Genomic DNA, 25,601 nt, shown 5'->3' with positions numbered 1-25,601 from the left:
ACGGGGACTCTCTTTGGAAGACTTTAAATTACTTACTCTTCTCTTCGTCGCATTTAATTTACAATATCATACCATAAATTCGTTTAATTTCTACTTAGAATTTAAAATGGAATAAAATAATTTTAGATTACTCAAACTTTATGGGAGAGGAGTGCTTTTATTGAAGAATTTAAAGGAGTCTATTCAAAAGTATGCGTTACCAATATCTATGAATGAGGACTTTAACCCTCTTTTAGAGGCAATTGGGGAAGCTAAAATTGTTTTACTTGGAGAGGCGAGTCACGGAACCTCGGAGTTTTATAAAGTAAGGGCAGAGATTTCCAAAAGGTTAATAAAAGAAAAAGGTTTTACGCTGATAGCAGTTGAGGGGGACTGGCCATCCACCCAGCAGATTAACCGGTTTGTAAAAGGTTACAGTAAGCATTCCAATGTTAAAGAAATGCTCCAGTCTGCATTTGAACGATGGCCAGCTTGGATGTGGGCAAATGAAGAAATTACAGAATTCACGGCATGGTTAAGGACTTATAATGACAATAAGGTTAAGGAAGACAAAGTGGGATTCTATGGAATAGATGTCTATAGTCTATGGGAATCCTTAGATGAAGTCATTCGTTATTTGAAGGAAACCGATCCAAATGGAGTGGAGCTACAATTTGCTCAAAGAGCCTTTTCTTGTTTTGAACCGTTTAACCGTCATCCGGAAACGTACGCGCTATCGACGTTAGATATTTCGGAAGCGTGCATAGAAGAAGTGTCAAAGCTTATCAAGTCCATTAGGGCACATGAAGACAATTTTAAAGACGAGGAAGAAAATGACTTAAATTTAAAGATTAACGCTATGGTTGCACAAAATGCAGAGGAGTATTACCGAGCGATGGTTCGAAGTGATAACCTGTCTTGGAATGTGCGGGATGAACATATGGTAGAAGCGATCAATGAAATAATGGATTATGACGGAAAGAATGCAAAAATAATTATTTGGGAGCATAATACGCATATTGGTGATGCTTCAGCTACAGATATGAAAGATGCAGGTATGCTAAACGTTGGTCAAATTCTTCGACTTCAAAATAGAAAAGATAACGTATTTGCTGTGGGATTTGGTACTTACTCTGGAACAGTTATAGCAGCAGATGAATGGGGTATTCCTTACAAAAAGGAAAAGGTTCCCCCAGCACGAAAGGATTCATGGGAGGATGTACTCCATGAAGCAGGAGCAGAAGATAAGATGCTGATCTTTAATGAAGAGAATCGTTATCTGTTCAACCAATGGATCGGTCACCGAGCAATTGGAGTAGTGTATAACCCTGCATTTGAAGCATATGGGAATTATGTGCCCTCCAAAATAAGTGAACGGTATAATGCGTTTATTTATTTGGAACATACTCAAGCTTTAAGGCCTTTAGATTAGGGGGGAGAAGAGTAGGAGACTTTACACCGCTTCTTTTAATATCTAGAACTTTAAAAGTTAGACTATAGGAAATTAGACCGTATTTTTGTAATATATTATATTTTAACTTATTATCTTACAATTACGTGTTAAACTAACAGAAAATAGAAAAGATGGGGGTAGAATAGTGCAGGTTTGGAAAAAACTATTTTTCACTATAGTATCTATCATGTTACTAGGAAGCGCTGTGTTAGTGCCAACTCCAGCTACTTCATCAGTAGAGGCTGCTACAACCTATGCTAGTTTAACGAATAAATTAAATACGATAATGGCAGATGCCCGCATGAAGAATGCAACAACTAGTATTACGATTAGAAAAGCATCGACTGGAGAGGTTATCTATGAGCGAAACGGGGATAAAGGCATTACTCCTGCCTCATCCTTAAAATTATTAACAGGCGCAGCCGCTTTAGATACTTTAGGTGAAAATTTTCAATTCTCTACCGCGGTATTAATGGATGGAAAGATAAATAAGGGTACCTTGCAAGGTAATCTTTACTTGAAGGGTCAAGGAGATCCAACTTTATTGAAGAGCCATTTTGACAATTTTGCCGCTGGTTTATCTAAAAAAGGTATTAAACACATTTCAGGAAATCTAGTAGGTGATGACACTTGGTATGAGAGTGTTCGGTTGTCTGCTGGTATTTTAGCAGAGGACGTGCCTTATTATTATGCAGCTCCTATTTCTGCGCTGACCTTATCTCCAAATGGAGACTTTGATGCGGGTTCTGTGATTGTAGAAGCGAAACCGACTAGCAATGGAAAAGCTACAAGAGTAACCTTAACTCCAAATACAGGCGTACTACAGGTCGTCAACAGATCCAAGACAGTACCAAAAGGAAATAAAAATACGTTAAAAATTACTCGTGAAGTGGGAACAAACAAAGTAATTGTAACAGGAAATTCTCCTATTGGGACATCCGGATCTAAGGAATGGATTGCTGTAACCGACCCAACGATGTATGCTTTAGATATTTTCAAGCGTTCTTTAGCTGAAAAGGGGATAAGCCTAAGCAAGAGTACTAAATTAGTGAAAGGGAAAGCTCCAGCGAGCGCAAAAACTTTACTATCTAAAAAATCTCAGCCTTTAAAGGATTTAATCGTTCCATTTATGAAGCTAAGCAATAATGTGCATGCAGAGATTTTAGCTAAGGAAATGGGGAGAAAGGTTTATGGTGAAGGAAGCTGGGACGCGGGCTTACAGGTAATGCGTGACTATGCATTTTCAATGGGGATAGACGTTTCTAAATGGAAATTCGAGGATGCCTCTGGGCTATCATACTCCAACAAAATTACATCTAGCGAGCTTTCTCATCTGTTATACGTGATTAGAAAAGAGCCTTGGTATAATACGTATTACAAGAGCCTACCTATTGCTGGATCTAAGGATCGATATGTTGGGGGAACATTACGCTACAGACTAAATACAGCCCCTGCTGCAGGAAATATCATGGCGAAAACAGGAAGTCTTAAAAACATTAAAGCACTTGCTGGCTATGCCAATACAAAAGACGGAGAACTACTCATATTCACCGTACTAACAGAAAACAACAAAACAAGCACAATCCCTTCCATTGACCAAATTGCAACAGCCATAGCAAACCATAAATAACTAGATTACAGCAATGTTGCAGGTGCCAGGCACCTGCAACATTGCTGTAATCTTTTTGTGTATATGTTTATGCTAATAGAATTTTGTAATATACTGAAGAGAATAGTGAGGTGTTGGATGTGGCTCGTGAGCGAAAATTTACAGATGAGCATCTTTTTCAGGAAACAAAGGAACTAATTATCCATGATGGTTATGAGGCTTTTACTTTTAGTAAGCTGGCTTCTAGGTTGAAGGTTTCAAGAGGAAGTATTTATAAGTATTATGAAAATAAGGATGAACTTATCTCAGAGTTTTTAATGTATGAAATGGCTAGATTTTTAAGTGACTTTGGAAAATTAAATAAAACTGCAGATTTTCCAACTCAATTTAATGAGTTAATTGATTTTATTTTTACGCAGAGTAATATTTACGGTGTGTTGGAAATCATCGGTCAAATCCCGGCACCTACAACAAAGCGAGCATTGAATAATAAATCTAAAATAAGCGAATACTATATTAGTATGTATCAGCAATTTGAAGGGTTTATTGAGCTGGGAAGAAAAGAAGGCGTTATTAAAGAGCATTTGCCTACGGCTATTTTATTGGGGATGATCTTTCAAATTATTGCGATTCCTAATCATTTTAATATTCCAGAGAAAGAATGGATTGGTTCTATCAAGGAAATTTTAAGTAGTGGGATGTTCAAGCACGATTAATTGACAGGAAAAGGATAGAAAAGGATAATGTAAATGAAAATGTTTTTTTATTCAAAGTGACACTAGTGTCACTTAAATAAGCTAGTAGGGAGTGGAATTGTTGAAAAAGTTACTAGGAAGTGTAACAGATTTTGTGGCCACTAAAAAAGGGATGTGGACCACAATTGGTGTATGGCTAGCCATCACAGTCTTACTGACTGTATTTGCACCTAGCGCAGGAGAATATAAAGTATCAAGCGTAGCGTCTTTACCGGAGGATGCTCAATCAGTAGTTGCGCAGAATCATATTGATGAGCATTTTAAGGATGCGGAAAGTCTTCCGGCTATTCTGGTGTTACAATCTAAGGACTCAGAAATCGATGTTGCTGCACTAGGGGAAGCGTTGGATAAAGTAAGTGCTGCAAATATTAATGGCGTTAAGGAAGTTGTTCCTTTTAGTAGCCTGCCACCTCAAGCTTTAGCTGGATTCTTCTCAGAGGATAAAGGGACAGCGGTTGTGCCGTTAAACTTTGTAACTTCTTTAGAAACGGCTGAATTAGAAAAATCCTTAGAAGATATTAGAGACATTGTTTCTGAAGAATCTGGGACAGAAGTATATATTACTGGACCAGCAGGTATTGCTGTAGACACAACTAATTTATTTGAAAGAGCAGATTTAGTTTTAATTTTAGCAACTGTTGGTATCATATTAATTCTTTTAATCGTTATTTATCGTTCTCCATTGTTAGCAATTATTCCATTATTGGCTGCAGGTATTGTGTATCAGGTAGTTAACCAATTGCTTGGCATTTTGGGAGCTGGTGGTTTAGACTTAGCAGTCCAATCCGTATCGATCATGTCTATTCTGCTATTTGCAGCAACCATAGACTATTCTTTATTTGTTTTCTCACGTTACCGAGAAGAACTAAAGAATTACGAAAGTAAGTTTGATTCGATGAAGTGGGCTATGAGAGAAACAGGTATTCCTGTATTCTTCGCGGGTGGAACTGTGCTTGCTGCAATGCTAGTATTGTTCTTTGCGAACTTCGGAGATTATAAAAACTTTGCTCCGATCTTTGGTACAACAATGTTTGTTATTATGTTTGCTTCTGTAACATTAATCCCTGCATTGTTCACATTATTTGGTCGTAAATCATTCTGGCCACGCATTCCTAAATACGGGGAAGGGGAAGAGAAGGTCAATAGACTATGGAGTAAAATTGGTTCATTCGTTGTGAGAAAACCAATTGTAGCTGCTCTTATTATATTAGTTATTTTAGTTGTTTCGGCTTTAAATATGTTCAATCTGAAATACGAATTTGACACGATGAAGTCATTCCCAGAAGATATGCCATCACGTATGGGTTATGAAATCATGGAAGAAGAGTTTGCTAAAGGTGATTTAGCACCAACTACTGTACTTTTTGAATCAAATGAAGAAGTTACAGAGGAAGTTCAAGCCAGCATTCTGGAGCAACTTCAAAATCAAGATCTAGTTAGCTCTGTACGTCCAACAGGTGTATCAGAGGATGGCTTAGCAGTTCAATATCAACTAACCTTTGAGGAAAGTCCTTATTCTACTGAATCAATGGATGCTCTGGAAAAGATGGTAGAAGAGAAAAAGGATATTGTTTCATCTATAGATGCTAACGGCGAGTTATACTTTGCAGGAGAGACAGCTTCTCAAGTGGATGACCGCGCTGTAAATGATCGTGATTTAATAGTTATTGTAGTACTAGAAACTATCCTAATCTTCATCCTATTAATCGTATTAACTAAGTCTATTAAGATGCCTATTTATATGATGGGAACGATACTTTTATCATTCTTGGCTGCATTAGGTTTAGGGATGTTCTTATCTAATTTATTCTTTGATATTGATACGATTAGTAACCGTGTTCCGTTGTATTCCTTTGTATTCTTGGTCGCGCTTGGTATAGATTATAATATTATTTTAATCTCTCGTTTCTTAGAGGAAAGACAGAAGCATTCTGTGAAGGAAGCTGTACAAATAGCTGTGTCGCACACAGGTGGAGTAATTTCCTCCGCAGGTATTTTATTGGCAGCTACATTTGCTGTGTTAATGACTCAGCCAATACAATTACTATTCGTCTTCGGATTCATAGTAGCGGTAGGTATTATACTCGATACTTTCTTGATTCGCGGTATTTTACTACCAGCATTAATTGTTTTGTTTGAAAAGGATAAAAATAAATAAACTAAGAAAAAAGCTTGAATCATTAGATTTTTAATGATTCAAGCCTTTTATTTTTGGAGTAGAAAAGTTAATTGTACTCATACTAGGTTTTATTAGGGGCTAGCAGGCATAGTGTAAATTTCAATAAGTTCAGAAACTGTGACAAATTTATACCCCTGTTGTTGAAGCTCTGGTAGTATTTCCTCCAATGCTCGGATGGTTTGTGAGCGGTCTCCTCCTGAATCATGAAACAAAACGATATTCCCTGGCTGAACTCCGGACAATACTTTTTTGACGATTTTTTTGACACCTGGTGTTTTCCAATCCTCCGTATCTTGATGCCAGGACCACATGATCACCTTATAACCTTCATTTATCGCTGTATTAATAATTTTATCGTTATACTGTCCACCTACCGGTCGATAAAAGATTGGGTAAGTACCAGTAATGTCGTGAATAATATCATTCGTTTTTTTTAATTCTTCCTTTAACTTTGCAGGGGAAATGCTTAATGGGTGGGTATACGTATGGTTGGCAATCTCATGGTTCTCTTCCCCAATTCTTGATACAACCTCCGGATATTTTTCAGCTCTTTCTCCAATTACAAAAAAGGTAGCTTTGGCCTCGTATTTTTTCAGTAAATCTAAAACCTGCGGAGTGTATGTAGGATGTGGCCCATCATCAAAGGTCAAAGCAATGACTTTTTCATCTGTTTTAATCTCCCAAAGGACATAACCCTTCTCTTCGTAATATGGTCGTCCCTTATCCTTGGCAGAAGTAGCGAAACCAATACCAATACCAAAGAGCACAAGGAATACTACTCCAACTTTAATGACTAATGATTTCATCTCGCTATATTCCTCCTTGCCATTTTAATTGGGCGGAAGTAATACATTATCCTTCAAGTTATTGTTGCCTAAGCCAAACTGAATATACTAACCAAGCTCTCCCAAAAAAATACAGAAGTATGATCAGATCCAGGAATGTTATAGTTTTAGGAATGTTACAGGTGCCAGGCACCTGTAACATTCCTGCACCTAGAATTAGCAAAAATAAAAGGCTTAGAAACTAGAAAACTAGTCGCCAAGCACTTTAAATTAAAATATCTTCTTCCGGTCTCGCTCTTCTTTAAGTATCTCCACAGATTCTCTAAATCGTAAGGAGTGGATATTTTCTCTTTCTCTTAAGAATCGAAGAGCATCATTAATACCAGGGTCATCTGAGATATCAATCAGCCATTGATAAGTTGCACGGGCTTTTTCCTCCGCTGCTATATCCTCATATAAGTCAGCAATTGGGTCTCCCTTAGATTGAATATACGTAGCAGTAAAGGGAACACCACCAGCATTTTCATAGAATAAAGAGTGTCCATGATTCACAAAATGAGCTCCTAAGCCTGCTTTTTCTAATTGTTCAGGAGTAGCATCCTTTGTCAGCTTATAAATCATCGTTGCAAGCATTTCTAGATGAGAAAACTCTTCCGTAGAAATATCTGTTAGAACACCTATTACCTTATCAGGAACAGTATATCGTTGATTCATATATCTTAATGCAGCAGCCAGCTCTCCATCAGCACCGCCATATTGCTCCATAAGATACCTAGCAAGCATCGGATTGCATGTGGTTACCTCAACAGGATATAGCAGTTTTTTCTCATAAACCCACATTATTTATCCCCTTTCTTAAATTTGCCATGGCCATGGGGTAGAGTTCCATCGCCAGCCAACCTCTAATGCCTGCTTGGAGGGAATGGTATTTAATGAAATTGGTCCATATTGTGCTTCATATTTCTTTCTGACAGCAGCTGCATTTTTTATAGCTTCTCTCCATTGTTCTAGAGCATCCATATCATCCGGATGTGTATCTGTGTAAAGTGTTAGTTCCACAACAACAAAGTCCATTTGTTGAACCTGTTTCAATAAATTCCATTGGTGATCGCTGGACGTCAAGAAATTCCCTCCTCCCTATAAAATCCATCAACAAATTGTGGCCATAAAGAACCTTGCTTTAAAGCTTCTGCTGGAGTATTTTGCGGAAGTCCTGGTGGTTGAAAATTAGTAAATAGCTGTGGTGGAAGTACAAATTTCTTAACTAAAATAGGAGGGCAAGGGTCCCGTGGAGAAACGTATGGCTTATAACTACCTCGAAATTGCCAATTTTCCATCTGTTATCACTCCTTCAAATTAACCTATGAAATTCAAATCCTATTCATACTTGAAGGACTAGCAATAATTTATAGAGTTCTATATATTACAGGTGCCTGGCACCTGTAATAATAGAAGGAATTATATTCCTAGGAAAAATAGTGTTAATGGGATAGTGATAATGCTTAGAATGGTAGTGATAAAGGTCATAAACGAAACGAGATCCGGTTCGGTGCCAAACTGTAGGGCGAGGAGAGTTGTGTTGGCAGCAGTTGGCATAGCTGATTGGATAATAAACACGGTTTTATATAAATCATCTAAAGGCATAAATGAAACAATTACTGCTGCAACTAAAGGTGATACTGCCATACGTATAATGGTCGATGCTGATACAAAACGATACGCTACCTTCTTTTTAGAAATAACAGCAAGCTGCATACCTAATACAAGCATAACTGTAGGGATAGAAGCGTCCGCGGCAAGGCCAACTCCCTCCATTACTGCTTGAGGAACTTTTATATCTACTAACTGGAGTAAGATACCGAGTGATGAAGCATAAGCCAAAGGCATTCTTAACACTTTATATAAAGCCTGTTTCCATGTAGCTTTTTCCTCTCCACCTAACGATGCAAAGAATATTCCGATCGTATTAATGATTAACCCGTGAAAAACCATAATTACAACAGCATAATCAAACCCAACTGCTCCTAAAGCGAATAGTACTACAGGAGCCCCATAATTACCGCTATTCGGAAAAACGCTTCCTAAAATCAATGCGGACAACTCTGAACGCGTAGTTTGCATAAAAAGAGAAGATAACCAAGCGATTAATAACAGAGAAAATGTTAGTCCAAGACAAGCGATAAGAATATATACATAATCTATGGATAGCTCGTGTGTATAAAATGTTCGGAAGGCTAAAAAAGGAGACATCAAATAAAGAGCGGCAGAGGAAATAGATTTAATATCAAATCCTATCAACCGTTGTCCTATAAAACCAATAAAAAATATAATAAAGACCGGCAAAATTATTAAAAGCAAATCCATTCTATTATCACCCCAAATATTATTACTATTGTTACAGGTGCCAGGCACCTGTAACAATAGTAATAAAAAAATTATAAATAAGTTCGATATCCGTAATATATAAAACTATATCATTTGTTGAATCTTTTTTCTGAAATAATTAAATGATGGGGAGCCAGGTTTTCTTTAGCTAAGCTTTTAGAAATCGAAAAGTTTATCATTTTACAAGTGTTTCTAAGCTCAGTCTCTTGCAATCGAGTTGAAATAGAAAAGCTATAGTCATGAGAGCTGCTTCCTGAAATTTCCCGTTCGCTTGTCAGGTAAGATATAGGAACTTGTTCTTTTGTTATTCTTATGTTAAATTTATATCGTAATATACGATATAAAAGGAGGTAAAAAATGAGCATTCAAGTCAATCAATTGAATCAGTATTGGACAGACATTTATTTTTATTTACATTATCCACATGTGGATAAAATAACTCATCAAGCAGTACGAATACTTCAGCTTATAGATAAACAACCGAATACCGGCATAAATGAAGTGGCAATGGTTTTACAAATATCGCATAATACTGCCTCAGAACATGTGAAAAGACTAATAGACAAAAAATATATAATAAAAGAGAAGAGTGGAGAGGACCATAGAAGGGTCATATTACGCTTAACCGAGCTAGGGTCAAATGTTTTATATCGAAATACAAGCCTGGATGATGAAAAATTAAAGAAAATAGTAGAACAGCTTTCTAAGGAAGAACAAATAATAATTGAGAAAGCATTCAAGACCTTAAGTGAGGTAGCTAAAAAATGTACGTTATAATGAAAGTCGTTATTTCTGCCATTATAATAGCGATTGTAACGGAGATTTCGAGGAGATTTCCTACATATGGAGGTATTATTGCAGCATTGCCTCTAGTGAGCTTACTAAGTATTATCTGGTTGTATGTTCAAGGAGAACAATCCCCCGTCTTGAGTAAGTTTGCCTTGGGCGTGTTATGGGGTTTCCCAGCTACCGCGGTAATGTTACTTATTGTATATTTGGCCTTACAAAATTCTCTTCATCTTTTTATATCTATTTTGTTAGGGATAGCAGGATGGTTATTCTTTTTATACATACAAGACATCGTTGTTACTTACATTAAACATATAGTCTAAAGAGGGGGGCGTTAGACTATCCCCTCATTCATATCTAACACCATTAGAAAGCTCTTCTAAAAATCCCCAATCCAACACAATTAATATTTTCTTTTCTTTTTTAATTATTTTCTTCTTTAAAAATGAAAGGATTATTCGATTTAAGTGTCGATGAGTCGTTCCGATGAGAGAGGCAATTTCCTCTGTTTGGTTTGTCGTTATTTCTTTGCCAAAGTGGTTATGGATATCTCGAGTAGTTAATAAGTAGCTTGCAAATCTGGCTTCCACTGTGGCCAACAAGTTTACGCGAGATGCTGTAGTACAGGTTTGCAATTTATAGGATAAATGCTTAGATAGCTCCCCTAAAAATAAAGGATCCTTCATTAAATATAATTCTACTGATAACTTGTCTAAAAATAATAAAGAGGTTTCTTCTACTGCCTCTACCTGTGACTGTATTTCTATCTTTTGCAAGAGCTCTATGTCACCAAAAATTGCATGAGGATGACAAAAGCGTAATAACAGCGATTTTCCTGTTTCTATACTAGAGGTTACCTTTGTTCTCCCGGTTACCTGAAAATATATTCCATCCAATTCATTTCCTTCTTTAAGTATAGTTTCACCTGGATTATAGTAACGTAGCTGAAAAGAGAGATTTTGGGGAGAGGTAATTTTCTCCTGAATATTAAATTGAGATAGATACTGGCTAATGATTGTTGGGGTTTGAATAATCTTCATCTTTTTCTCCTTTTCGGACATATGTCCTTTTTTTATTATATAGCAAATTGTTATGATTATTTTATAAGAGGAGGGATATGGATGAAGTTTGTTTTTGATTTGGATGGAACAATTTGTTTTCATGGGAAGCCCTTAACTCATGCGATGGTGGAAGCATTAGAAGATTTAGGGGCAATGGGGCATGAAGTAATTCTAGCCTCTGCAAGACCGATTCGTGATCTATTGCCTATTCTCCCTAAACACTTTCATCAGCTACCGATGATTGGAGGTAACGGAGCATTTGTAGCGAATGAGGGACGAATTATATCAAGCACTCATTTTGACAAGCAAACCTCTGATAAAATTATACAGCTTCTAGGAAAATATAAAGCAGAGTTCCTAGTAGATAGCGAATGGGACTACGCTTACACAGGTGACGAAAACCATCCTATAAAAAGGAATTTGGATCCAAAGCAACAAGCTAAAAAATTGGAATTACATAAGTTAAACGAAATAGTAAAAGTAGTCATATTACATAGCGATGATCAAGAAAGCCTACTAAAGGAACTCCAAGAACTCCCAGTTGTGATTTATAACCATGGACTCGAAATGATTTTAGATATAAGTCCGTTGGGTGTTGATAAATGGAATGGATTACAAAAGCTTGGAGTACAGAGCAAGCAGTTTATAGCATTTGGAAACGACGCAAACGATGTATCTATGTTTCTTCAAGCACAAAGCTCAGTCTGTATAGGAGACTATGCAGAGCTTATTACAATTGCTAGTTCTCATGTGGCAAACGAGGAAGAGCTAGTTATAAATAAGCTTAAAGATATTGCAAGAGATTTATAAGTGACTTTAAGAATAAAGGAGGCGCATGCTTTTAGTGCGACCTCCTTTTAAATTAAATATTATAAATTATCATAGTCATTTTGACGGTTATAGTTGTCAAAATGACTATTATTATATATATTAAAAAGGAGGAGGCGATTATTGTGAAAAGTCGCTTAAAAGAATTGCGAGCGAGAGAGGGGCTCAATCAAACCGAGCTAGCCAAATTAGCTAAAATTTCTAGACAAACGATTAGCTTGATTGAACGTGAAGAATATATGCCATCTATTTTGATTGCTGTGAGAATAGCAAGAATTTTTAATGAGTCTGTAGAAAATGTCTTTTTGATAGGGGAGGATGAATGATGAAAAAGGTAATTACAACTATTATTAGCTTACTGCTTGGAGGATTAACTGGCTTTACTATCACACTTGCTATAATGATGGGTAAAAATAAGATAGATGAAGCATGGGCACAGCCAGTAAATATATTATTATATATTGTTTTAGCCATTCTCTTTATTTTGTTAGTGACTAGTCTGCTATTAATCAAAAAGTTGAAAAAAGTTAATGCTCAAAAGTTTGTTGGAGAGCAAGAGGATTTGATGGAAGAATTTAAGTACAAAAAATTCGCTGATTTGAATATAACAGCTAATACATCTTTGATTCTGTCAATCTTAGCTGTAGCGATATCTATTCTTATGTCGAATAATTCAATCCTTCAAATTGGATTTATTCTCTTGTTTATTGCTAGCAGTATCATTTCCATTTTTGGTATAAATCTCGTAAGAAAGATTTACCCAGAAAGAAACCTTCCGAGTGTTACTGCAAAGGATTATGAAAATAAGTTTATGGAATCTATGGATGATGGAGAGAAATATGTCACATTACAAGGTCTCTACAGGGCTCATCAGCTATTTAACCTTTTCATGCTCATAAGTATTATTTTAGCTGTAGCATTTTCTTTCTTTAGTGAGCAATCTCAAATGTTTTCTATTACATTGATGTGCTTAGTCATGTTGGTTGTTAATACAAGCTATCTAGTTGTTGTACGAAACAAATAAATGGAGAATAAGGTGAATTAAATGACTACAGGGCAATTGCTACTTTGGATATTGGGTGTTTCTATCCTATTATATTTCGTTATTAAGTGGGGTGTAAAAAATGGCATCAATGAGTCTTTGTTAATCTCTGAAGAAGCTAGAAGGAAGAACCAGCAGGAGAAGGAAGTGCAAGCTCAAAGCTACTGGAATGATTTGAAATAATATAAAGCTGATACTTGTCTATTAAAAGACTAGTATCAGCTCATTGGTTATCCAGCGTGTGACCAAGTTGTAGGAACACCGGATTTAGGGCAGTTTGGGAAAATTGCTCCAGCCTCCAGAAGTGCTTCATCTCCATCTTCGTCTACATACCGACCAGATTCTAAAACTTCCTGACCAGAAGCGTGAGAATGACTATTAGCGCGCTTCCAATAAGTAACTACTTCTGTATCGGGACATGATGGAAACTTCGAACCTTCTTCTAATGTTCTAGTTACACCAGATTCACAAATATAATCTCCAGTTTCCTCTACAATTTCATCTGTTGTATATTCATAAGCTTGTTTACTCATCATACATTCCTCCTTAAAGAAGTTAACGTCTTACTCTATAATTACCCCAACAAATAAAGTAAAAACCTTCTTTAAGGAAGGTTCATTTTAGTTAAAAGAGGTTAGCCGGACATTAGTCCAACCAACCTCGCTTAATTTTTTTGTTATCCACATGTGGATACTTATTTCCAAACATCCTGTGCTATTTTCACCACATGGCGAATTTTTGCCCATTGTTCATCTTCTGTTAATAAGTTGCCTTCCTCGGTAGAGGAGAACCCACATTGAGGGCTCAAGCAAAGCTGTTCAATTGGTACGTATTTGGATGCCTCTTCTATTCTAGCTTTAACTAAATCCTCTTCCTCGAGTTCGCCGTGCTTAGAGGTGATCAGCCCTAACACGATGTAAAGGTCTTTTCTGTTAACATGACGCAATGGCTCAAAGCCACCTGAACGATCATCATCAAATTCTAAAAATAATCCATCCACATCTAATCCACCGAATATAGTTTCTGATACTAATTCATAGCTGCCGCTCGTAATATACGTGGAGCGGAAATTTCCTCGACAAATATGCATTGTCACTAGCATATCGGCAGGTCTTTTTGAAATAGACTCATTAATAGCTCGTGCGGAAAAGGACAAGGCTTGCTCTAATGACAATCCTTTTTCTTTCAAAGAAGCAATACCTTCCTCGGAAAAGGAGGTTGCCCAGGAAGTATCATCGATTTGTAGATAACGACAGCCTTCATCGTATAATGCTTGGATAAAACCTTGATAAGCTGTGATTAAGTCGGCGAATATTTCCTCATCGTTGTTATACACACCTTCCTCAAATGCTGCTCTATAATAAAGCATATTCGGGCTTGGGATAGTGAATTTTACTACAGCATCACCTGCAACTTCTTTTAAGAACTTGAAATGCTCTATCATATAGTGAGTGCTAAAGCCAATTTTTCCTGTTACTTTAATGCCATGAGCTTTTGTTTGGACTCCCTTAAAGGACAAGCCTTTATCGGGTTCATAAAACTCTACACCATCTAGTCCTCCTAAGAAATCGAAATGCCACCATTTACGACGGAATTCGCCGTCTGTAATGGAAAGTAACCCAGCTTCTTTCTGTTCTTCAACCAGTTTAATAATTTCTTCATTTTCAATCTGAGTTAGCAGTTCTAATGTTATCTCTTTCTCTTCAAATTGAGCTCGCGCTTTTTTTAAGCGTTCTGGTCTTAAGAAACTTCCTACATGATCTGCTTTGAAGGGTGCTTTTACTAGTAATTGATTGGTCATATTAAACTCCTACTTTCTTTATAATGTGTAGTAACTATTTCCAATGATTGTTCAAAGTCTGCTAACAGATCATCCACATGTTCAAGCCCAACCGAAAAGCGAAGCAGTCCATCAGTAATTCCACGCTTTTCTCGTTCCTCCTTAGGCATTGCTGCATGGGACATAGTAGTAGGGTAGGAGAGAATAGATTCTACTCCACCCAAACTTACTGCAAAAACAGGTATTCTTAGATTTTCAACAAATATTTTTGTAGCTGCCTTGCCTGGCAAACGAAAGGAAAATATAGCGCCAGAGCTGGCCGCCTGTTTTTTATGAATTTCATGTCCTGGATGAGATGGTAATCCAGGATAGAATACTTCCTCCACTAATGGGTGATTCACTAGATAATTGACCAAACTAATAGCCGTCTCCGTAGACTTTTCGAAGCGCACACTAGTTGTTTTAATGCCCCGTATGAGTGTATAGGAATCTTGGGCACCCAGTATGGCTCCAAAGGAATTTTGAAGAAAACCTAGCTTGCTACCAAGCAACTCATCCTTTGTAACAGCAAGGCCGGCAATGATATCACTATGTCCAGACAAGAACTTAGTTGCACTATGCAAAACAACATCTACACCTAATTCGAGCGGCCTTTGGTAGAGTGGTGTCATGAAGGTATTGTCTAAAAAGGTTAGACAATTATTGGCTTTAGCTATGTCTACAATACCGACAATATCAGTTATACCTACTCTCGGATTTGAGGGAGTTTCTATATATATTAATTTGGTATTGGACTGAATTGCCTGCTCAACAGCATCTAAATTAGAAAGGTTAACAAAAGAATGCTCTATTCCAAAGCGAGGTAAAACCTCTGTCACAAAGCGAAAGGTGCCACCATAAACGTCCTCCGTCATGATTATATGGTCTCCGACAGATAACAGCATTAAAGAGGTTGATATCGCTGCCAGACCAGAAGCGAAAGCAAATCCTCGCGTACCACCCTCTAGCTCTGCTATGGTTTTTCTAATGCTTCTCTGGTTGGATTACCAGAGCGACTATAATCAAATGGGCCGAAGCTATCCAAACTTTCCTGATGGAAGGTAGAAGATAAATAGATTGGAACATTCACAGCACCGGTTCTTCTTTCATAATCACCTCGAGTTGAAGCAGTAATTAAACTAGTTTCAAGTTGTTGATGAATAGATTCCATTAAACAATAACCTCCTTCTCTAAAGCTTCAAATACTTGCTTTAAGTCATTGATTAAATCTTCCGCTTCCTCAATACCAACAGAAAACCTTAATAAACTATTATCTACTCCCCGGGCAATTCGTTCAGATTCTGGTATATCTGCGTGTGTCTGAGTGGCAGGGTAAGTAATGAAGCTTTCCACACCACCAAGACTTTCAGCAAATATGATTAACTTTAGCTTTTCTAAAAAAGGACCAACCAGTTCGCTTCTTTGAAGGCGGAAGGAGAGCATGCCACCCTTGCCTGCATAGAGAACATCTTTTATTAAATGTTCTTGCTCTAAAAATTTTACTAACTTCTTTGCATTTGCTTCATGCTGTTTCATTCTTAGATGGAGAGTTTTTAACCCACGTATCAACAGCCATGAATCAAATGGTGAAAGGACTGCACCTGCTGCGTTATGGCTAGCCTGTAATTTCTCGCTCAATTTAACGCCTTTGGATACAACCAACCCAGCCAGTACATCATTGTGACCTCCGATATATTTAGTAGCACTATGTATGACAATGTCTGCGCCAAGTTCTATTGGCCTCTGTAAAAAAGGAGTTAAGAAGGTATTATCCACAATTAAGAGTAACTCATGCTTCTTAGCTAACTCCGCGTATAGCTGAATATCAATCTCTTGCATTAACGGATTAGTAGGTGTTTCAAGAAAGATTGCCTTCGTATTTTTGCTGATAAGAGATTCCACCTCTACGTAAGAGGTAAATTTACTATAAATAGTCCTAATATTATAGGACTCAGAATATTGATTGAAAAGGCGATAAGTACCTCCATATAAGTCCTCTGGGGCAATCAATTCATTACCTGAACGGAAAAGGGAAAGGACCAATTGAATGGCTGCCATTCCCGAACTACAGGCAAATCCTGTATCGCCTTGCTCTAGCTTGGCTATTCCCTCCTCTAAAATAGCACGTGTAGGGTTTTTAGTTCGAGTATAGTCATAGCCGGTAGATTGGCCAAGACCATGATGTTTATAGGCTGTGGATAAATAGATAGGAGGGTTAACTGCTCCAGTTTTTGGATCACAATGATTACCTAATTGAACTAATTGTGTATTAATGTGAGTTTTGGACATTGTTATTCACCTCTTATTATTAATAGGTTCAACATTTCGAAAATAAATCACAAAGTAGACTCTAAGATGAAAAAATTCAGGATAAATATAGAATAGAAGCATTTTGCCAAATAAAAAGAGGGCTCTCTTCATAAGAAGAGAACCCCCAATATAGATTGAAGTCATTCTTCTTATCTTCAAGACAAAAATGTCTATTGGATTTAGCACCACACCTATAATGGCTGGTTGCTGAGACATCATAGGGCCAATCCCTCCGTCTCTCTTGATAAGAAATAAAAATATATAATTTTCAAAATTTAGCGATAAGTAAGTTTATCATGGGATGAATATAAATTCAAGAGTTATTTCACATTTGGAATTGCTACCCAGTGACCGGAGGAAACTTCCACAAGCTTAGATTGCTTCAATTGATATCTATCCTCTACATTTGATTCCTCCAAAAGCTTCCTTTTTTTCTTAGCTTCTACCTTAGGATCAGGAATAGGGATTGCTGCTAATAGGGATTTTGTATAAGGATGTTGTGGGTTAGAATAAAGCTCTTCACTTTCCGCAAGCTCCACAATTTTACCAGCATACATCACCGCTACCCGATCACTAATATGCTTAACCATAGATAGATCATGTGCGATGAAAAGGTAAGTTAGACCTAGTCTATGCTGTAAATCCTCTAGTAGTTCTACAATTTGTGCCTGTATAGAAACGTCTAAAGCTGATAGTGGTTCATCACAGACGATAAAGTCAGGCTCTACTGCCAGTGCTCGGGCAATGCCGATTCGTTGTCGTTGTCCACCTGAAAACTCATGTGGATAACGCATGGCATGGGAGGAATCCAACCCTACCATTTTTAGTAACTCTTCTACACGTTGTTTTCTTTCCTCTGCATTTTTGCTCAAACGATGAATATCTAATGCCTGGCCGATAATATCTAACACCTTTAAACGAGGATTTAAGGAAGAATACGGATCCTGAAAGATAATCTGCATATGTCGTCGCATCGTTTTTAATTCACTTTTACTCAAACGGTTGATGGCCATTCCCTGATAAAGCACATCTCCATCCGTAGGCTCATGTAACCGAAGAATGGACCGACCGGTAGTTGATTTTCCTGAGCCAGATTCTCCTACAAGTCCAAGGGTTTCTCCAGGTTTGATGAAGAAGCTGATATCATCAACGGCCTTCAGCACAGTCCCTTTGCCTAATTGGAAATGCTGCTTTAAAGATTTGACCTCTAATAACGGCTTGCCATTTTCTAAACCAATGGAACGAAGCGGTGGTCTCTTGGGTTTCTTCCTTTCATCTAAACGAGGAAGTGCATTTAATAATTTTTTTGTATAGTCATGCTGAGGATTTTCAAATATCTTTTCAGTTGTCCCGGTTTCTACAATTTCGCCATTTTTCATAACTGCCACTCGATCGCACATACCTGCAACTACACCCAAATCATGAGTGATTAAAATAATGGAGGTGCCAAATCTTTGCTGCATATCCTTCATTAAATTCAAAATCTGAGCCTGAATGGTAACGTCTAGTGCAGTTGTCGGTTCATCTGCTATTAATAGCGTTGGCTTGCAGGCAAGTGCAATAGCGATCATAACTCTTTGGCGCATACCACCTGAAAATTCGTGAGGATACTGGTTGTAGCGCTCTTCGCTATTCTTAATGCCTACTAGCTTCAAGATTTCAACTGCTTGGTTCTTTGCCTCTTTTTTAGAAAGCTGCTGGTGCTTGATAAGACTTTCTGCAATCTGTGGGCCAATTCGAATGGTAGGGTTTAAAGATGTCATGGGATCCTGGAAAATCATACTGATATCTCTTCCTCTAATACTCTCCATTTCCTTTTCAGTTTTTGTCTCAAGAGATTCTCCTAAAAATTCAATGGAGCCATTTTTCATGAAGGAGGGGGGAGAAGGCAGCAGGCGCATGATGGAGCGGGCAGTGACACTTTTTCCACTACCTGATTCTCCTACAATGCCAAGTGTTTCTCCTTTTCTTACTTCAAAGCTTACGCCTCGAACAGCCTCAAATTCATTGTCGTTTGTTAAAAAAGAAATCTGTAAATCTTTTACTTTTAAAATAGTTTCCATGAAAACCACCTATCTGATTAAAATCTTCAATTTATTATTTATGATTCATGCTCTTTCAGTAGAGAGCGTATATTTTAAGTAATATGAGCGGTTTCTACAAAAAAGAAGATTAAACACGCACAATTATGGCGCATTTAACCCTACGCTTAATAGAACCAAATTATTTGCGTTGACTTAATAGTAGTTCGAATCTATACTATACTATACCACTCGGATTTATACAATATAGGGAGGGGGTATTTGGTATGGGAAGAAAATCTTCTTCCAACGCACTAAGTTTGACCTATGGAAGACTACAACATCATTCTTTCTTTAGAATCTTATTATTTTTACTTGGCTTGCCAGTTCATATAATAACCTTTCTACTTTTTTACCTAAAAAAGCAGAAGGATCCTAGTTCTTCCTTAAATAGCGATCTAAAGTCTTCACTTGTGGCAAGGGGGATAAAAGAGGAACTATACGAGGAGTTTAAGGAGCAGTATGAACGAAAGCATGCCTTTTTTAATGAAAAAATTAATGAAGAAAAAATGACAGTAGAAATAAATAAACTCGTGGAAGATAGAGTAGAAAAGCTTGTATCCAATGAAATGAATGAAATACATGAGTTAAATGGTACAAAGCCACTCACTTATACAACATATTTTTTAGGTTTATTAGAGAATACTGCATTTCTAATTGTTTCGTTTATTCCTGGCTTACTGATGTATATTTTATTGGGTCTTTATAGTAATGCGTTTAGTAAATTTATTTTTGAAAGATTGATCATGAGTATCTTTGTTATAACAGGCGTTTCGGTTTTGGTGTTCACCATTTTATATTTATCGCCTTTTGATCCAGCTGCTAACCTTTTAGGAGAAAGTGCCACTAAGGAACAGATGGCTGCGTTCAATCAAATGCATGGGTTAGACCTGCCTTATCTCAATCAGCTATGGAATACAATAAAAGGAATTGCAACCTTTGATCTAGGAGCATCCTTTACAGGTAATGAGGATGTTGCAACAAGTATTGCCAATAAGTTCCCAGTTACATTAATGATTGCAATCTTCTCTTTATTAATGGCAGTAGTAATAGCAATTCCTGTAGGAATTATATCTGCAACTAGACAAAACTCCTTCTTAGATTATGCCTTTATGTTCATTGCTTTAATTGGATTGTCCATACCAAACTTTTGGCAAGGACTTATATTCATCTTGAACTTCTCTATTAAGCTACAATGGCTTCCTGCAACTTATAGTCCGCAAAACTGGTTATCAATTATTATGCCAGTGATTGTGCTTGGTACAGGACTTACTGCTTCAGTAGCTAGGATGACTCGTTCCTCCGTATTAGAAATTATAAATGAGGATTATATTATCACTGCAAAAGCAAAAGGCTTAAACCAACGCCAAGTGCTTTGGAAACACGCCATTGGAAATGCAATGATTCCGATTGTCACTGTTATCGGCTTACTGTTTGGTGGAATGCTTGGAGGAGCGGCTGTAACAGAGAAGGTATTCAATATTAGCGGGATTGGTAGCTATATTGTCGATAAACAATTTATCCCCGATATACCGGCTATTATGGGTGGAGTAATCTATATTGCAATAACCATTTCCTTGGTTAATGTGCTCATCGATATTTTATATGCGTTTTTTGATCCGCGTATAAAATCTAAGATGAAGCAATTGTAAGAAGTAGGTGTAAAAGTGGTAACTAAAAAACAACATGCATTAAAGCTGTCACGAGAATATACACAGGCGAACTTTGCAGGAGTACTTTCTCTTCTAGTAACTATAGTTTTATTATTTAATAGTTTTGATTTTGAGATGGGCACGATTAAGCCGATTGCTTGTAGTATTTTTGCTGTGTATGCCTTTTTTACAGCACTTCAATTTTTTATTATCTGGAGAATGAAGCGAGAGCTTTTGAATCTAGGACATTTAAAATCATCTACAAGAAGGCTTGGCTATGTCCAAATAATTGCGATATTAACTGCTAATATCTTTGTATCCTCGTTTGGTTTTAACTTGATAAAAGAAAAGAAAACACCGGAATATACATTTAGCATTTGGATGATTTTCACCCAGCTGTTTATCCTAGTTATTTCTGCATTTAATCTTTTTAAACCATATGTGTCAGACACTTTTTTAACCTCAATAGGTATTTTAATCGTTATTTTAGTTCTTCAAGTATTTACTTTGATAGCTGTTGCCAAGTATGTCAGAGATGAAGGGGCACCAGGGTGGATGCAAGGCCTAGCCATTGTATTAATCATTACGTCTCTAACGGGTAATGTTTTTAACTTTGTGCTTGGTATTAGTTTAATCATTAAAACCCGAAGTAACAGTCTTTCACGCATAGTGAAGTGGAACACGATGTGGGATAAAATCACTCGTAATTCTACTGCTATATTAGGAATGTTTTTTATCATTCTTATGTTCGCTTTGTCTGTAACTAGCAGGTTTACGTTTGACTATGATTTTGCAGTAGAGAACAACTATGAGGCATTGCTCCAGCCGCCAAGCTTTGAGTATCCATTTGGTACAGATAATTACGGAAGAGATTTATTTTCTCGAATTATTTTCGGGGCAAGAATATCCCTAATAGTGGGCTTTGCTTCGACCCTAATTCCATTCGTGGTTGGAGGAGCATTAGGAGCGTTGGCAGGCTATTATAGCAAGCGTACAGATAACATCATTATGCGTTTGCTAGATATCTTGTACGCAATACCAGGAATATTACTAGCCATCGCTATTATTGCAGCATTTGGAGCAAATACTACGAATCTTATACTAGCTTTAAGTGTTGGTTCGATTCCGACTTATGCCCGAACAATGCGAGCTAATGTAATGATGGTATCGAACTACGAATATGTAGACTCGGCTCGAGCTTTAGGAGCTTCCAATCTATCAATCATCTTTAAGCAAATTGTTCCCAATTCACTTGCACCTATGATCGTCAAAGCTACACTGACGATAGGCACAGCAGTAATTGCAACAAGCAGCTTGAGCTTTTTAGGTCTTGGAGTAGAACCCCATATACCAGAATGGGGCAATATTTTAAAGATAGGCAGTACTTATTTAGAGTCCAATTCCTATTTGGCGATTATACCGGGTTTAGCAATTATAGGACTCGTATTATCTTTCAACTTTTTAGGTGACGGACTTAGAGATGCATTCGATCCGAGAATGGATTAAAGCAAGCTCAACAAGGAGGAAAAAAATATGAAGAACACAAAAGGATTATTAGCTTTATTGTTTACTCTAGTTTTAGTATTGGCGGGCTGTGTTAATACTAAATCAGATGTTGATAAAGCAGCTGACAAATCCGATTCCAAAACAGAGCAAGGTGACGTTGTAATTGAATTATTAGGCATGAGTTCTAGTGAAGCGGATATGAACATTGTACGCGACCAATTAATTAAAAACGGCTTTGAAGTAAAACTAAACATACAACCTGATTACGGTAGTTTTACAGCTCAAAAAGATGCTGGAAACTATGATTTGGCATTATCAAGCTGGACGACAGTTACGGGTAACCCAGATTATGCAGTACGTGCATTATTTAAATCAGATGGCGATAACAGTATTATGTCTGATAAGAAAATTGATGAATTAATTGAAAGAGCAAGTACAGAAACACCGGAAGAATACACAAAAACGTATAAAGAATTTGAAGAACTTCTAGTTTTAGAAAAGGCTTATATTGCACCTTTATATAACTCTTTCAAAGCGCAAGGAGTAAACAAAGAAGTGTTGAATGAAGAGACAGTAAGACTAGCTAAATCTCGTGCAATAGCATGGGAGACAATTGACTTTACAGACACTTCTAAAAGAAACTCTGAACCATTGGTTATGCAACAAGGTATTGCATCCTTAACTTCTTTAGATCCTATCAAAGGCAATGACGGTTCTATCAATACATTGAATACAAATATGTATGTCCGTTTAGTTAACTTAACAGATGATGATAAAGTAGTTTCTGATGGATCTCTATCATTGAATCATGCGATAGCAGATGGCAACAAAGATTATTATTTCTTACTAAGAGATGATATTAACTTCGCTGCTGTAACAGATAAAAAAGCAGTAGACACTGGTGAACGCGTGGGTGCAGAGGATGTTGTATTCTCATTAAACCGTGCAAAAGACAGCAAATCAGTTCCAGATCACCGCACATACAGCTTACATGAAAGCATGGAAAATATAGAAATCGTTACAGATCTTTCAGAACTTGATGTGAAGCAATCCGGAAGCGAGACTTCTGTAAAAGAAGCTTTAGAAAACGGTGTGGATTCTGGCATTAACGAATTAGTGTCAAATAAAACAGAAGCTGATGCAACTGCTGGAAAATACCAAGTAGTAAAAATTACTACTACGAATCCATTCCCGCAAGTTTTAAACTACCTGGCTCACCAATCAGCAGGTATTGTTTCTCAGAAACAAGTAGAAAGCATTAACACGTATGAAGTAGATTCATTTGATGTAAAAACAGATATTCCTTATGGGGATCAGAATACTGTAACGGAAGGCTCTTCTTATAACAATACTTTATATGCAAGTGGTCCTTATATTCTGACTTACAAAAATGATTACGAAGCAGTATTCATGAAAAACCCAGCCTATATGCCAGGTACAGAAAATGAGGCGAAAATTACAAATGTGACCGTACGCTTTATCGCGGATGCTGACAGTGCATTATCAGCTCTTCGCAATGGCGAAATTCATATATTTAATGGAGTACCAGAAACTAAATACGATTTAGTTGAGAACGACAGCAAGCTATCCCTTCAAAAAAATGATAGTAATGCAGTAAGTTACTTGTTATTTAATACGAAGGATCGTGAAGTTGCGAAAAGTGAATCCTTACGTAAAGCAGTTTTATATTCCATTAACCAAGAGGAAATATTGAATTACTACCAAGGCAACAAGAAAAAAGCCGTGTCCACTGTAAGTCCTCTTGTGGAAACAGGAAACGAATTAAAAGCTGATACAGATAAAGTCAAAGAGTACTTAAATGAATTTAAACAAGGTAAGTAAAAGTTAAAAATACGTTAAAAGCTCAGCAAAGAGAGGAACCCCTCCTTGCTGAGCTTTTTTATGTCGAATTTTATGAGAGACATTAAATATAAAAGTGGGCGTATGTCTATTACAAGACATTCAGCTTATACATATGAATATTAAGATAAATAAAAAGGAGGCTAGAAGAATTGGATATTAAAATGTTACACTCCCTTGTTGATAACATCATAAAAATAGACAGAGGTGGTCCAGAATCCAGGGAAGGAAGGCTAATTGCGGTAGGAGGAGACTACATCGCGTTGTTAACTGAAAACGAAGGTGTTGTATATTATAGAACTCATCACATAAAAAGTTTAACTTCAAATACAAAAAACGATTCGCAATTTGATTTTCAAGTTCCTGAAGATTTTAGATTTATTCAAGCAGAGGATTTTAAGGGAGTTTTAGAAAGCTTAAAATACCATTGGGTACAAATTAATCGTGGAGGACCAGAAAAGCTAGAAGGCATTGTCGATCAAGTAAACGATAATTTTGTAACCATTATAGCGAAAGAAGAAGTTATCAGAATTTCTATGTTCCATATTAGAAACGTTAGTTACGAAGTAAAAGATCGTAAAAACAAGGACTCTAATGAAAAAAAAACTGAGGATAATACAAAGTCCTAAGTAAATATATAAAAATTTATTCGTCGTTTCTGATTTCTAGAATCGGCGAATTTTAAAAATTAAACTAATTAGCTTGGCCTATCAAGGATAGTTAGGCTTATGTCTGTTACTTAATAATCCTAAGATACATATAGATACTAGGATAATAAAAAGGGGGGAATTTTATGGAGAAAGAAATGCTGCTTTCTTTAGTAAATAGGATTATTAAGGTGGATAGAGGTGGGCCAGAATCGCGCGTAGGTAGGCTGCTTGCAGTAGGAAAGGATTATCTTACATTGCACACTAAAGAGGATGGAATCATTTACTATAATAGACATCACGTGAAGAGTTTGACACATAACGCTAAAAAATCTGTGGATTTAGAAGTGGAAACAGAGGAATTAGATTTTATACAAGCGAGAGATTTTCAAGATATTTTAGAGTGTCTGAGATATAAATGGGTCAAAGTTAATCGCGGTGGACCAGAATCATTAGAAGGTGTATTGGAAGGCGTTAATAATGAATTTGTAACTATAATTTCAAACGAAGAAGTAATTCGGGTTTCCTTGTTCCATATGCGTAACATTAGCCAAATTTCTACATGTGGAAAATCCAAAGATGATAAAAAAGAAAAGTCCAAAGAAAAAGATAAAGATGAACATAGTAAAGATAAAAAAAATAGTAGCGACAAAGGAAATAAAGAAAGTAAAGAAAAGAAAGAAAATAATGAAGACAAAGCCAATACCGTAAATGAACAGAGTCACAATGATAAAGCAAACAAAGAAGATAAATCAAATAAAGAAGACAAAGAAAAACACGAAGATAAAGCAAACAAAGAAGACAAAGAAAAACACGAAGGTAAAGCAAACAAAGAAGACAAAGAAAAACACGAAGGTAAAG

General features: G+C 36.8%; 25 protein-coding genes, 1 pseudogene, 1 riboswitch and 1 other annotated feature (1 of these 28 cut by a window edge). Of the genes and pseudogenes, 15 read left to right on the top strand and 11 right to left on the bottom strand.

The window, feature by feature from the left end; all coding sequences use genetic code 11:
- Nucleotides 1-57: a binding site (T-box leader), on the bottom strand; it reaches 203 nt to the left of the window's first position.
- A 103-nt stretch (nucleotides 58-160) separates the two neighbouring features.
- From H9650_RS08280 to H9650_RS08265, 4 genes are all read left to right on the top strand, one after another.
- Nucleotides 161-1,411 carry an erythromycin esterase family protein gene (locus tag H9650_RS08280; RefSeq protein ID WP_225215980.1) on the top strand — a complete coding sequence of 417 codons (1,251 nt, stop codon included), beginning with the start codon at nucleotides 161-163 and terminating at the stop codon, nucleotides 1,409-1,411.
- Between the two features lie 166 nt (nucleotides 1,412-1,577).
- Nucleotides 1,578-3,062 carry a D-alanyl-D-alanine carboxypeptidase/D-alanyl-D-alanine endopeptidase gene (gene dacB, locus H9650_RS08275; RefSeq protein ID WP_191696981.1) on the top strand — a complete coding sequence of 495 codons (1,485 nt, stop codon included), beginning with the start codon at nucleotides 1,578-1,580 and terminating at the stop codon, nucleotides 3,060-3,062.
- A 119-nt stretch (nucleotides 3,063-3,181) separates the two neighbouring features.
- Nucleotides 3,182-3,757: a TetR/AcrR family transcriptional regulator gene (locus H9650_RS08270; protein ID WP_191696980.1), complete on the top strand. Its 576-nt coding sequence runs from the start codon at nucleotides 3,182-3,184 to the stop codon at nucleotides 3,755-3,757.
- A gap of 100 nt (nucleotides 3,758-3,857) precedes the next feature.
- Nucleotides 3,858-5,954, top strand: a complete 2,097-nt coding sequence (locus H9650_RS08265) for an MMPL family transporter (protein WP_191696979.1) — start codon at nucleotides 3,858-3,860, stop codon at nucleotides 5,952-5,954.
- A 92-nt stretch (nucleotides 5,955-6,046) separates the two neighbouring features.
- Here H9650_RS08265 and H9650_RS08260 read toward each other — a convergent pair whose 3' ends face one another.
- The 5 genes from H9650_RS08260 to H9650_RS08240 form a co-directional block, all read right to left on the bottom strand.
- The gene (locus H9650_RS08260; protein ID WP_191696978.1) at nucleotides 6,047-6,781 is read right to left on the bottom strand and encodes a polysaccharide deacetylase family protein; all 735 of its coding nucleotides are present in this window, start codon (nucleotides 6,779-6,781) and stop codon (nucleotides 6,047-6,049) included.
- Between the two features lie 249 nt (nucleotides 6,782-7,030).
- Complete coding sequence (locus tag H9650_RS08255; protein WP_144540007.1) at nucleotides 7,031-7,600, bottom strand: manganese catalase family protein; 570 nt, start codon at nucleotides 7,598-7,600, stop codon at nucleotides 7,031-7,033.
- 15 nt (nucleotides 7,601-7,615) lie between these two features.
- Nucleotides 7,616-7,882, bottom strand: a complete 267-nt coding sequence (locus H9650_RS08250) for a spore coat protein CotJB (RefSeq protein ID WP_144540005.1) — start codon at nucleotides 7,880-7,882, stop codon at nucleotides 7,616-7,618.
- Entirely contained in the window at nucleotides 7,879-8,097 is a 219-nt protein-coding gene (locus tag H9650_RS08245; protein ID WP_144540003.1) for a spore coat associated protein CotJA, read from the bottom strand. The genes H9650_RS08250 and H9650_RS08245 overlap by 4 nt, the downstream gene beginning before the upstream one ends.
- Nucleotides 8,098-8,218: 121 nt before the next feature.
- A complete protein-coding gene (locus H9650_RS08240) occupies nucleotides 8,219-9,124 on the bottom strand; it encodes an AEC family transporter (protein WP_191696977.1) in 906 nt (301 codons plus the stop codon).
- A gap of 378 nt (nucleotides 9,125-9,502) precedes the next feature.
- Between H9650_RS08240 and H9650_RS08235 the strand changes: the two genes are divergently transcribed.
- Both H9650_RS08235 and H9650_RS08230 read left to right on the top strand, forming a co-directional pair.
- Nucleotides 9,503-9,922 (top strand): MarR family winged helix-turn-helix transcriptional regulator, encoded by a 420-nt coding sequence (locus H9650_RS08235; protein ID WP_191696976.1) that lies wholly within the window; start codon nucleotides 9,503-9,505, stop codon nucleotides 9,920-9,922.
- The gene (locus H9650_RS08230) at nucleotides 9,910-10,257 is read left to right on the top strand and encodes a DUF3147 family protein (protein ID WP_191696975.1); all 348 of its coding nucleotides are present in this window, start codon (nucleotides 9,910-9,912) and stop codon (nucleotides 10,255-10,257) included. The genes H9650_RS08235 and H9650_RS08230 overlap by 13 nt, the downstream gene beginning before the upstream one ends.
- Nucleotides 10,258-10,281: 24 nt before the next feature.
- Here H9650_RS08230 and H9650_RS08225 read toward each other — a convergent pair whose 3' ends face one another.
- Nucleotides 10,282-10,974 (bottom strand): Crp/Fnr family transcriptional regulator, encoded by a 693-nt coding sequence (locus H9650_RS08225; RefSeq protein WP_191696974.1) that lies wholly within the window; start codon nucleotides 10,972-10,974, stop codon nucleotides 10,282-10,284.
- An 81-nt stretch (nucleotides 10,975-11,055) separates the two neighbouring features.
- Here H9650_RS08225 and H9650_RS08220 point away from each other — a divergent pair, with 81 nt between their 5' ends.
- From H9650_RS08220 to H9650_RS08205, 4 genes are all read left to right on the top strand, one after another.
- Nucleotides 11,056-11,805, top strand: a complete 750-nt coding sequence (locus H9650_RS08220; RefSeq protein WP_191696973.1) for an HAD-IIB family hydrolase — start codon at nucleotides 11,056-11,058, stop codon at nucleotides 11,803-11,805.
- A gap of 143 nt (nucleotides 11,806-11,948) precedes the next feature.
- A complete protein-coding gene (locus H9650_RS08215) occupies nucleotides 11,949-12,149 on the top strand; it encodes a helix-turn-helix transcriptional regulator (RefSeq protein ID WP_144539995.1) in 201 nt (66 codons plus the stop codon).
- Nucleotides 12,149-12,847, top strand: a complete 699-nt coding sequence (locus H9650_RS08210; RefSeq protein ID WP_191696971.1) for a DUF3169 family protein — start codon at nucleotides 12,149-12,151, stop codon at nucleotides 12,845-12,847. The genes H9650_RS08215 and H9650_RS08210 overlap by 1 nt, the downstream gene beginning before the upstream one ends.
- A gap of 21 nt (nucleotides 12,848-12,868) precedes the next feature.
- Nucleotides 12,869-13,048: a DUF6019 family protein gene (locus H9650_RS08205; RefSeq protein ID WP_191696970.1), complete on the top strand. Its 180-nt coding sequence runs from the start codon at nucleotides 12,869-12,871 to the stop codon at nucleotides 13,046-13,048.
- Nucleotides 13,049-13,095: 47 nt separating this feature from the next.
- Here H9650_RS08205 and H9650_RS08200 read toward each other — a convergent pair whose 3' ends face one another.
- The 5 genes and pseudogenes from H9650_RS08200 to H9650_RS08180 all read right to left on the bottom strand — a co-directional run bounded on the left by H9650_RS08200 (nucleotide 13,096) and on the right by H9650_RS08180 (nucleotide 19,057).
- The gene (locus H9650_RS08200; RefSeq protein WP_191696969.1) at nucleotides 13,096-13,398 is read right to left on the bottom strand and encodes a hypothetical protein; all 303 of its coding nucleotides are present in this window, start codon (nucleotides 13,396-13,398) and stop codon (nucleotides 13,096-13,098) included.
- Between the two features lie 161 nt (nucleotides 13,399-13,559).
- Nucleotides 13,560-14,666, bottom strand: a complete 1,107-nt coding sequence (locus tag H9650_RS08195) for a 5-methyltetrahydropteroyltriglutamate--homocysteine S-methyltransferase (protein WP_191696968.1) — start codon at nucleotides 14,664-14,666, stop codon at nucleotides 13,560-13,562.
- Nucleotides 14,663-15,846: pseudogene (gene metC / locus H9650_RS08190) on the bottom strand (cystathionine beta-lyase). Before metC ends, H9650_RS08195 begins: the two are co-directional and overlap by 4 nt.
- An 8-nt stretch (nucleotides 15,847-15,854) precedes the next feature.
- Nucleotides 15,855-16,973: a methionine biosynthesis PLP-dependent protein gene (locus H9650_RS08185; protein WP_191696967.1), complete on the bottom strand. Its 1,119-nt coding sequence runs from the start codon at nucleotides 16,971-16,973 to the stop codon at nucleotides 15,855-15,857.
- A gap of 167 nt (nucleotides 16,974-17,140) precedes the next feature.
- Nucleotides 17,141-17,245, bottom strand: a riboswitch (SAM riboswitch).
- Between the two features lie 69 nt (nucleotides 17,246-17,314).
- On the bottom strand, nucleotides 17,315-19,057 hold the full coding sequence (locus tag H9650_RS08180; RefSeq protein ID WP_191696966.1) for an ABC transporter ATP-binding protein: 1,743 nt from the start codon (nucleotides 19,055-19,057) through the stop codon (nucleotides 17,315-17,317).
- A gap of 245 nt (nucleotides 19,058-19,302) precedes the next feature.
- Here H9650_RS08180 and H9650_RS08175 point away from each other — a divergent pair, with 245 nt between their 5' ends.
- The 5 genes from H9650_RS08175 to H9650_RS08155 all read left to right on the top strand — a co-directional run.
- Nucleotides 19,303-20,727 carry an ABC transporter permease subunit gene (locus tag H9650_RS08175; protein WP_144539980.1) on the top strand — a complete coding sequence of 475 codons (1,425 nt, stop codon included), beginning with the start codon at nucleotides 19,303-19,305 and terminating at the stop codon, nucleotides 20,725-20,727.
- Nucleotides 20,728-20,742: 15 nt separating this feature from the next.
- Nucleotides 20,743-22,233, top strand: a complete 1,491-nt coding sequence (locus H9650_RS08170; RefSeq protein ID WP_318245398.1) for an ABC transporter permease — start codon at nucleotides 20,743-20,745, stop codon at nucleotides 22,231-22,233.
- A 27-nt stretch (nucleotides 22,234-22,260) separates the two neighbouring features.
- The gene (locus tag H9650_RS08165) at nucleotides 22,261-24,075 is read left to right on the top strand and encodes an ABC transporter substrate-binding protein (protein ID WP_191696965.1); all 1,815 of its coding nucleotides are present in this window, start codon (nucleotides 22,261-22,263) and stop codon (nucleotides 24,073-24,075) included.
- Between the two features lie 170 nt (nucleotides 24,076-24,245).
- Nucleotides 24,246-24,722: a hypothetical protein gene (locus tag H9650_RS08160; RefSeq protein ID WP_144539976.1), complete on the top strand. Its 477-nt coding sequence runs from the start codon at nucleotides 24,246-24,248 to the stop codon at nucleotides 24,720-24,722.
- 164 nt (nucleotides 24,723-24,886) lie between these two features.
- The coding region (locus H9650_RS08155) for a hypothetical protein (protein WP_191696964.1) at nucleotides 24,887-25,601 on the top strand (715 nt) is incomplete at its 3' end.

This window comes from Psychrobacillus faecigallinarum (assembly GCF_014836595.1).
GTDB lineage: Bacteria > Bacillota > Bacilli > Bacillales_A > Planococcaceae > Psychrobacillus > Psychrobacillus faecigallinarum.
This window is presented reverse-complemented; position numbering and strand designations above follow the sequence as displayed.

Bases quoted from the DNA above. Each gene is read 5' to 3' on its own strand.
- H9650_RS08260 (WP_191696978.1), bottom strand. From the start codon at position 6,781: ATGAAATCATTAGTCATTAAAGTTGGAGTAGTATTCCTTGTGCTCTTT.
- H9650_RS08255 (WP_144540007.1), bottom strand. From the start codon at position 7,600: ATGTGGGTTTATGAGAAAAAACTGCTATATCCTGTTGAGGTAACCACA.
- H9650_RS08245 (WP_144540003.1), bottom strand. From the start codon at position 8,097: ATGGAAAATTGGCAATTTCGAGGTAGTTATAAGCCATACGTTTCTCCA.
- H9650_RS08240 (WP_191696977.1), bottom strand. From the start codon at position 9,124: ATGGATTTGCTTTTAATAATTTTGCCGGTCTTTATTATATTTTTTATT.
- H9650_RS08235 (WP_191696976.1), top strand. From the start codon at position 9,503: ATGAGCATTCAAGTCAATCAATTGAATCAGTATTGGACAGACATTTAT.
- H9650_RS08230 (WP_191696975.1), top strand. From the start codon at position 9,910: ATGTACGTTATAATGAAAGTCGTTATTTCTGCCATTATAATAGCGATT.
- H9650_RS08225 (WP_191696974.1), bottom strand. From the start codon at position 10,974: ATGAAGATTATTCAAACCCCAACAATCATTAGCCAGTATCTATCTCAA.
- H9650_RS08220 (WP_191696973.1), top strand. From the start codon at position 11,056: ATGAAGTTTGTTTTTGATTTGGATGGAACAATTTGTTTTCATGGGAAG.
- H9650_RS08210 (WP_191696971.1), top strand. From the start codon at position 12,149: ATGAAAAAGGTAATTACAACTATTATTAGCTTACTGCTTGGAGGATTA.
- H9650_RS08205 (WP_191696970.1), top strand. From the start codon at position 12,869: ATGACTACAGGGCAATTGCTACTTTGGATATTGGGTGTTTCTATCCTA.
- H9650_RS08200 (WP_191696969.1), bottom strand. From the start codon at position 13,398: ATGAGTAAACAAGCTTATGAATATACAACAGATGAAATTGTAGAGGAA.
- H9650_RS08195 (WP_191696968.1), bottom strand. From the start codon at position 14,666: ATGACCAATCAATTACTAGTAAAAGCACCCTTCAAAGCAGATCATGTA.
- H9650_RS08185 (WP_191696967.1), bottom strand. From the start codon at position 16,973: ATGTCCAAAACTCACATTAATACACAATTAGTTCAATTAGGTAATCAT.
- H9650_RS08180 (WP_191696966.1), bottom strand. From the start codon at position 19,057: ATGGAAACTATTTTAAAAGTAAAAGATTTACAGATTTCTTTTTTAACA.
- H9650_RS08175 (WP_144539980.1), top strand. From the start codon at position 19,303: ATGGGAAGAAAATCTTCTTCCAACGCACTAAGTTTGACCTATGGAAGA.
- H9650_RS08165 (WP_191696965.1), top strand. From the start codon at position 22,261: ATGAAGAACACAAAAGGATTATTAGCTTTATTGTTTACTCTAGTTTTA.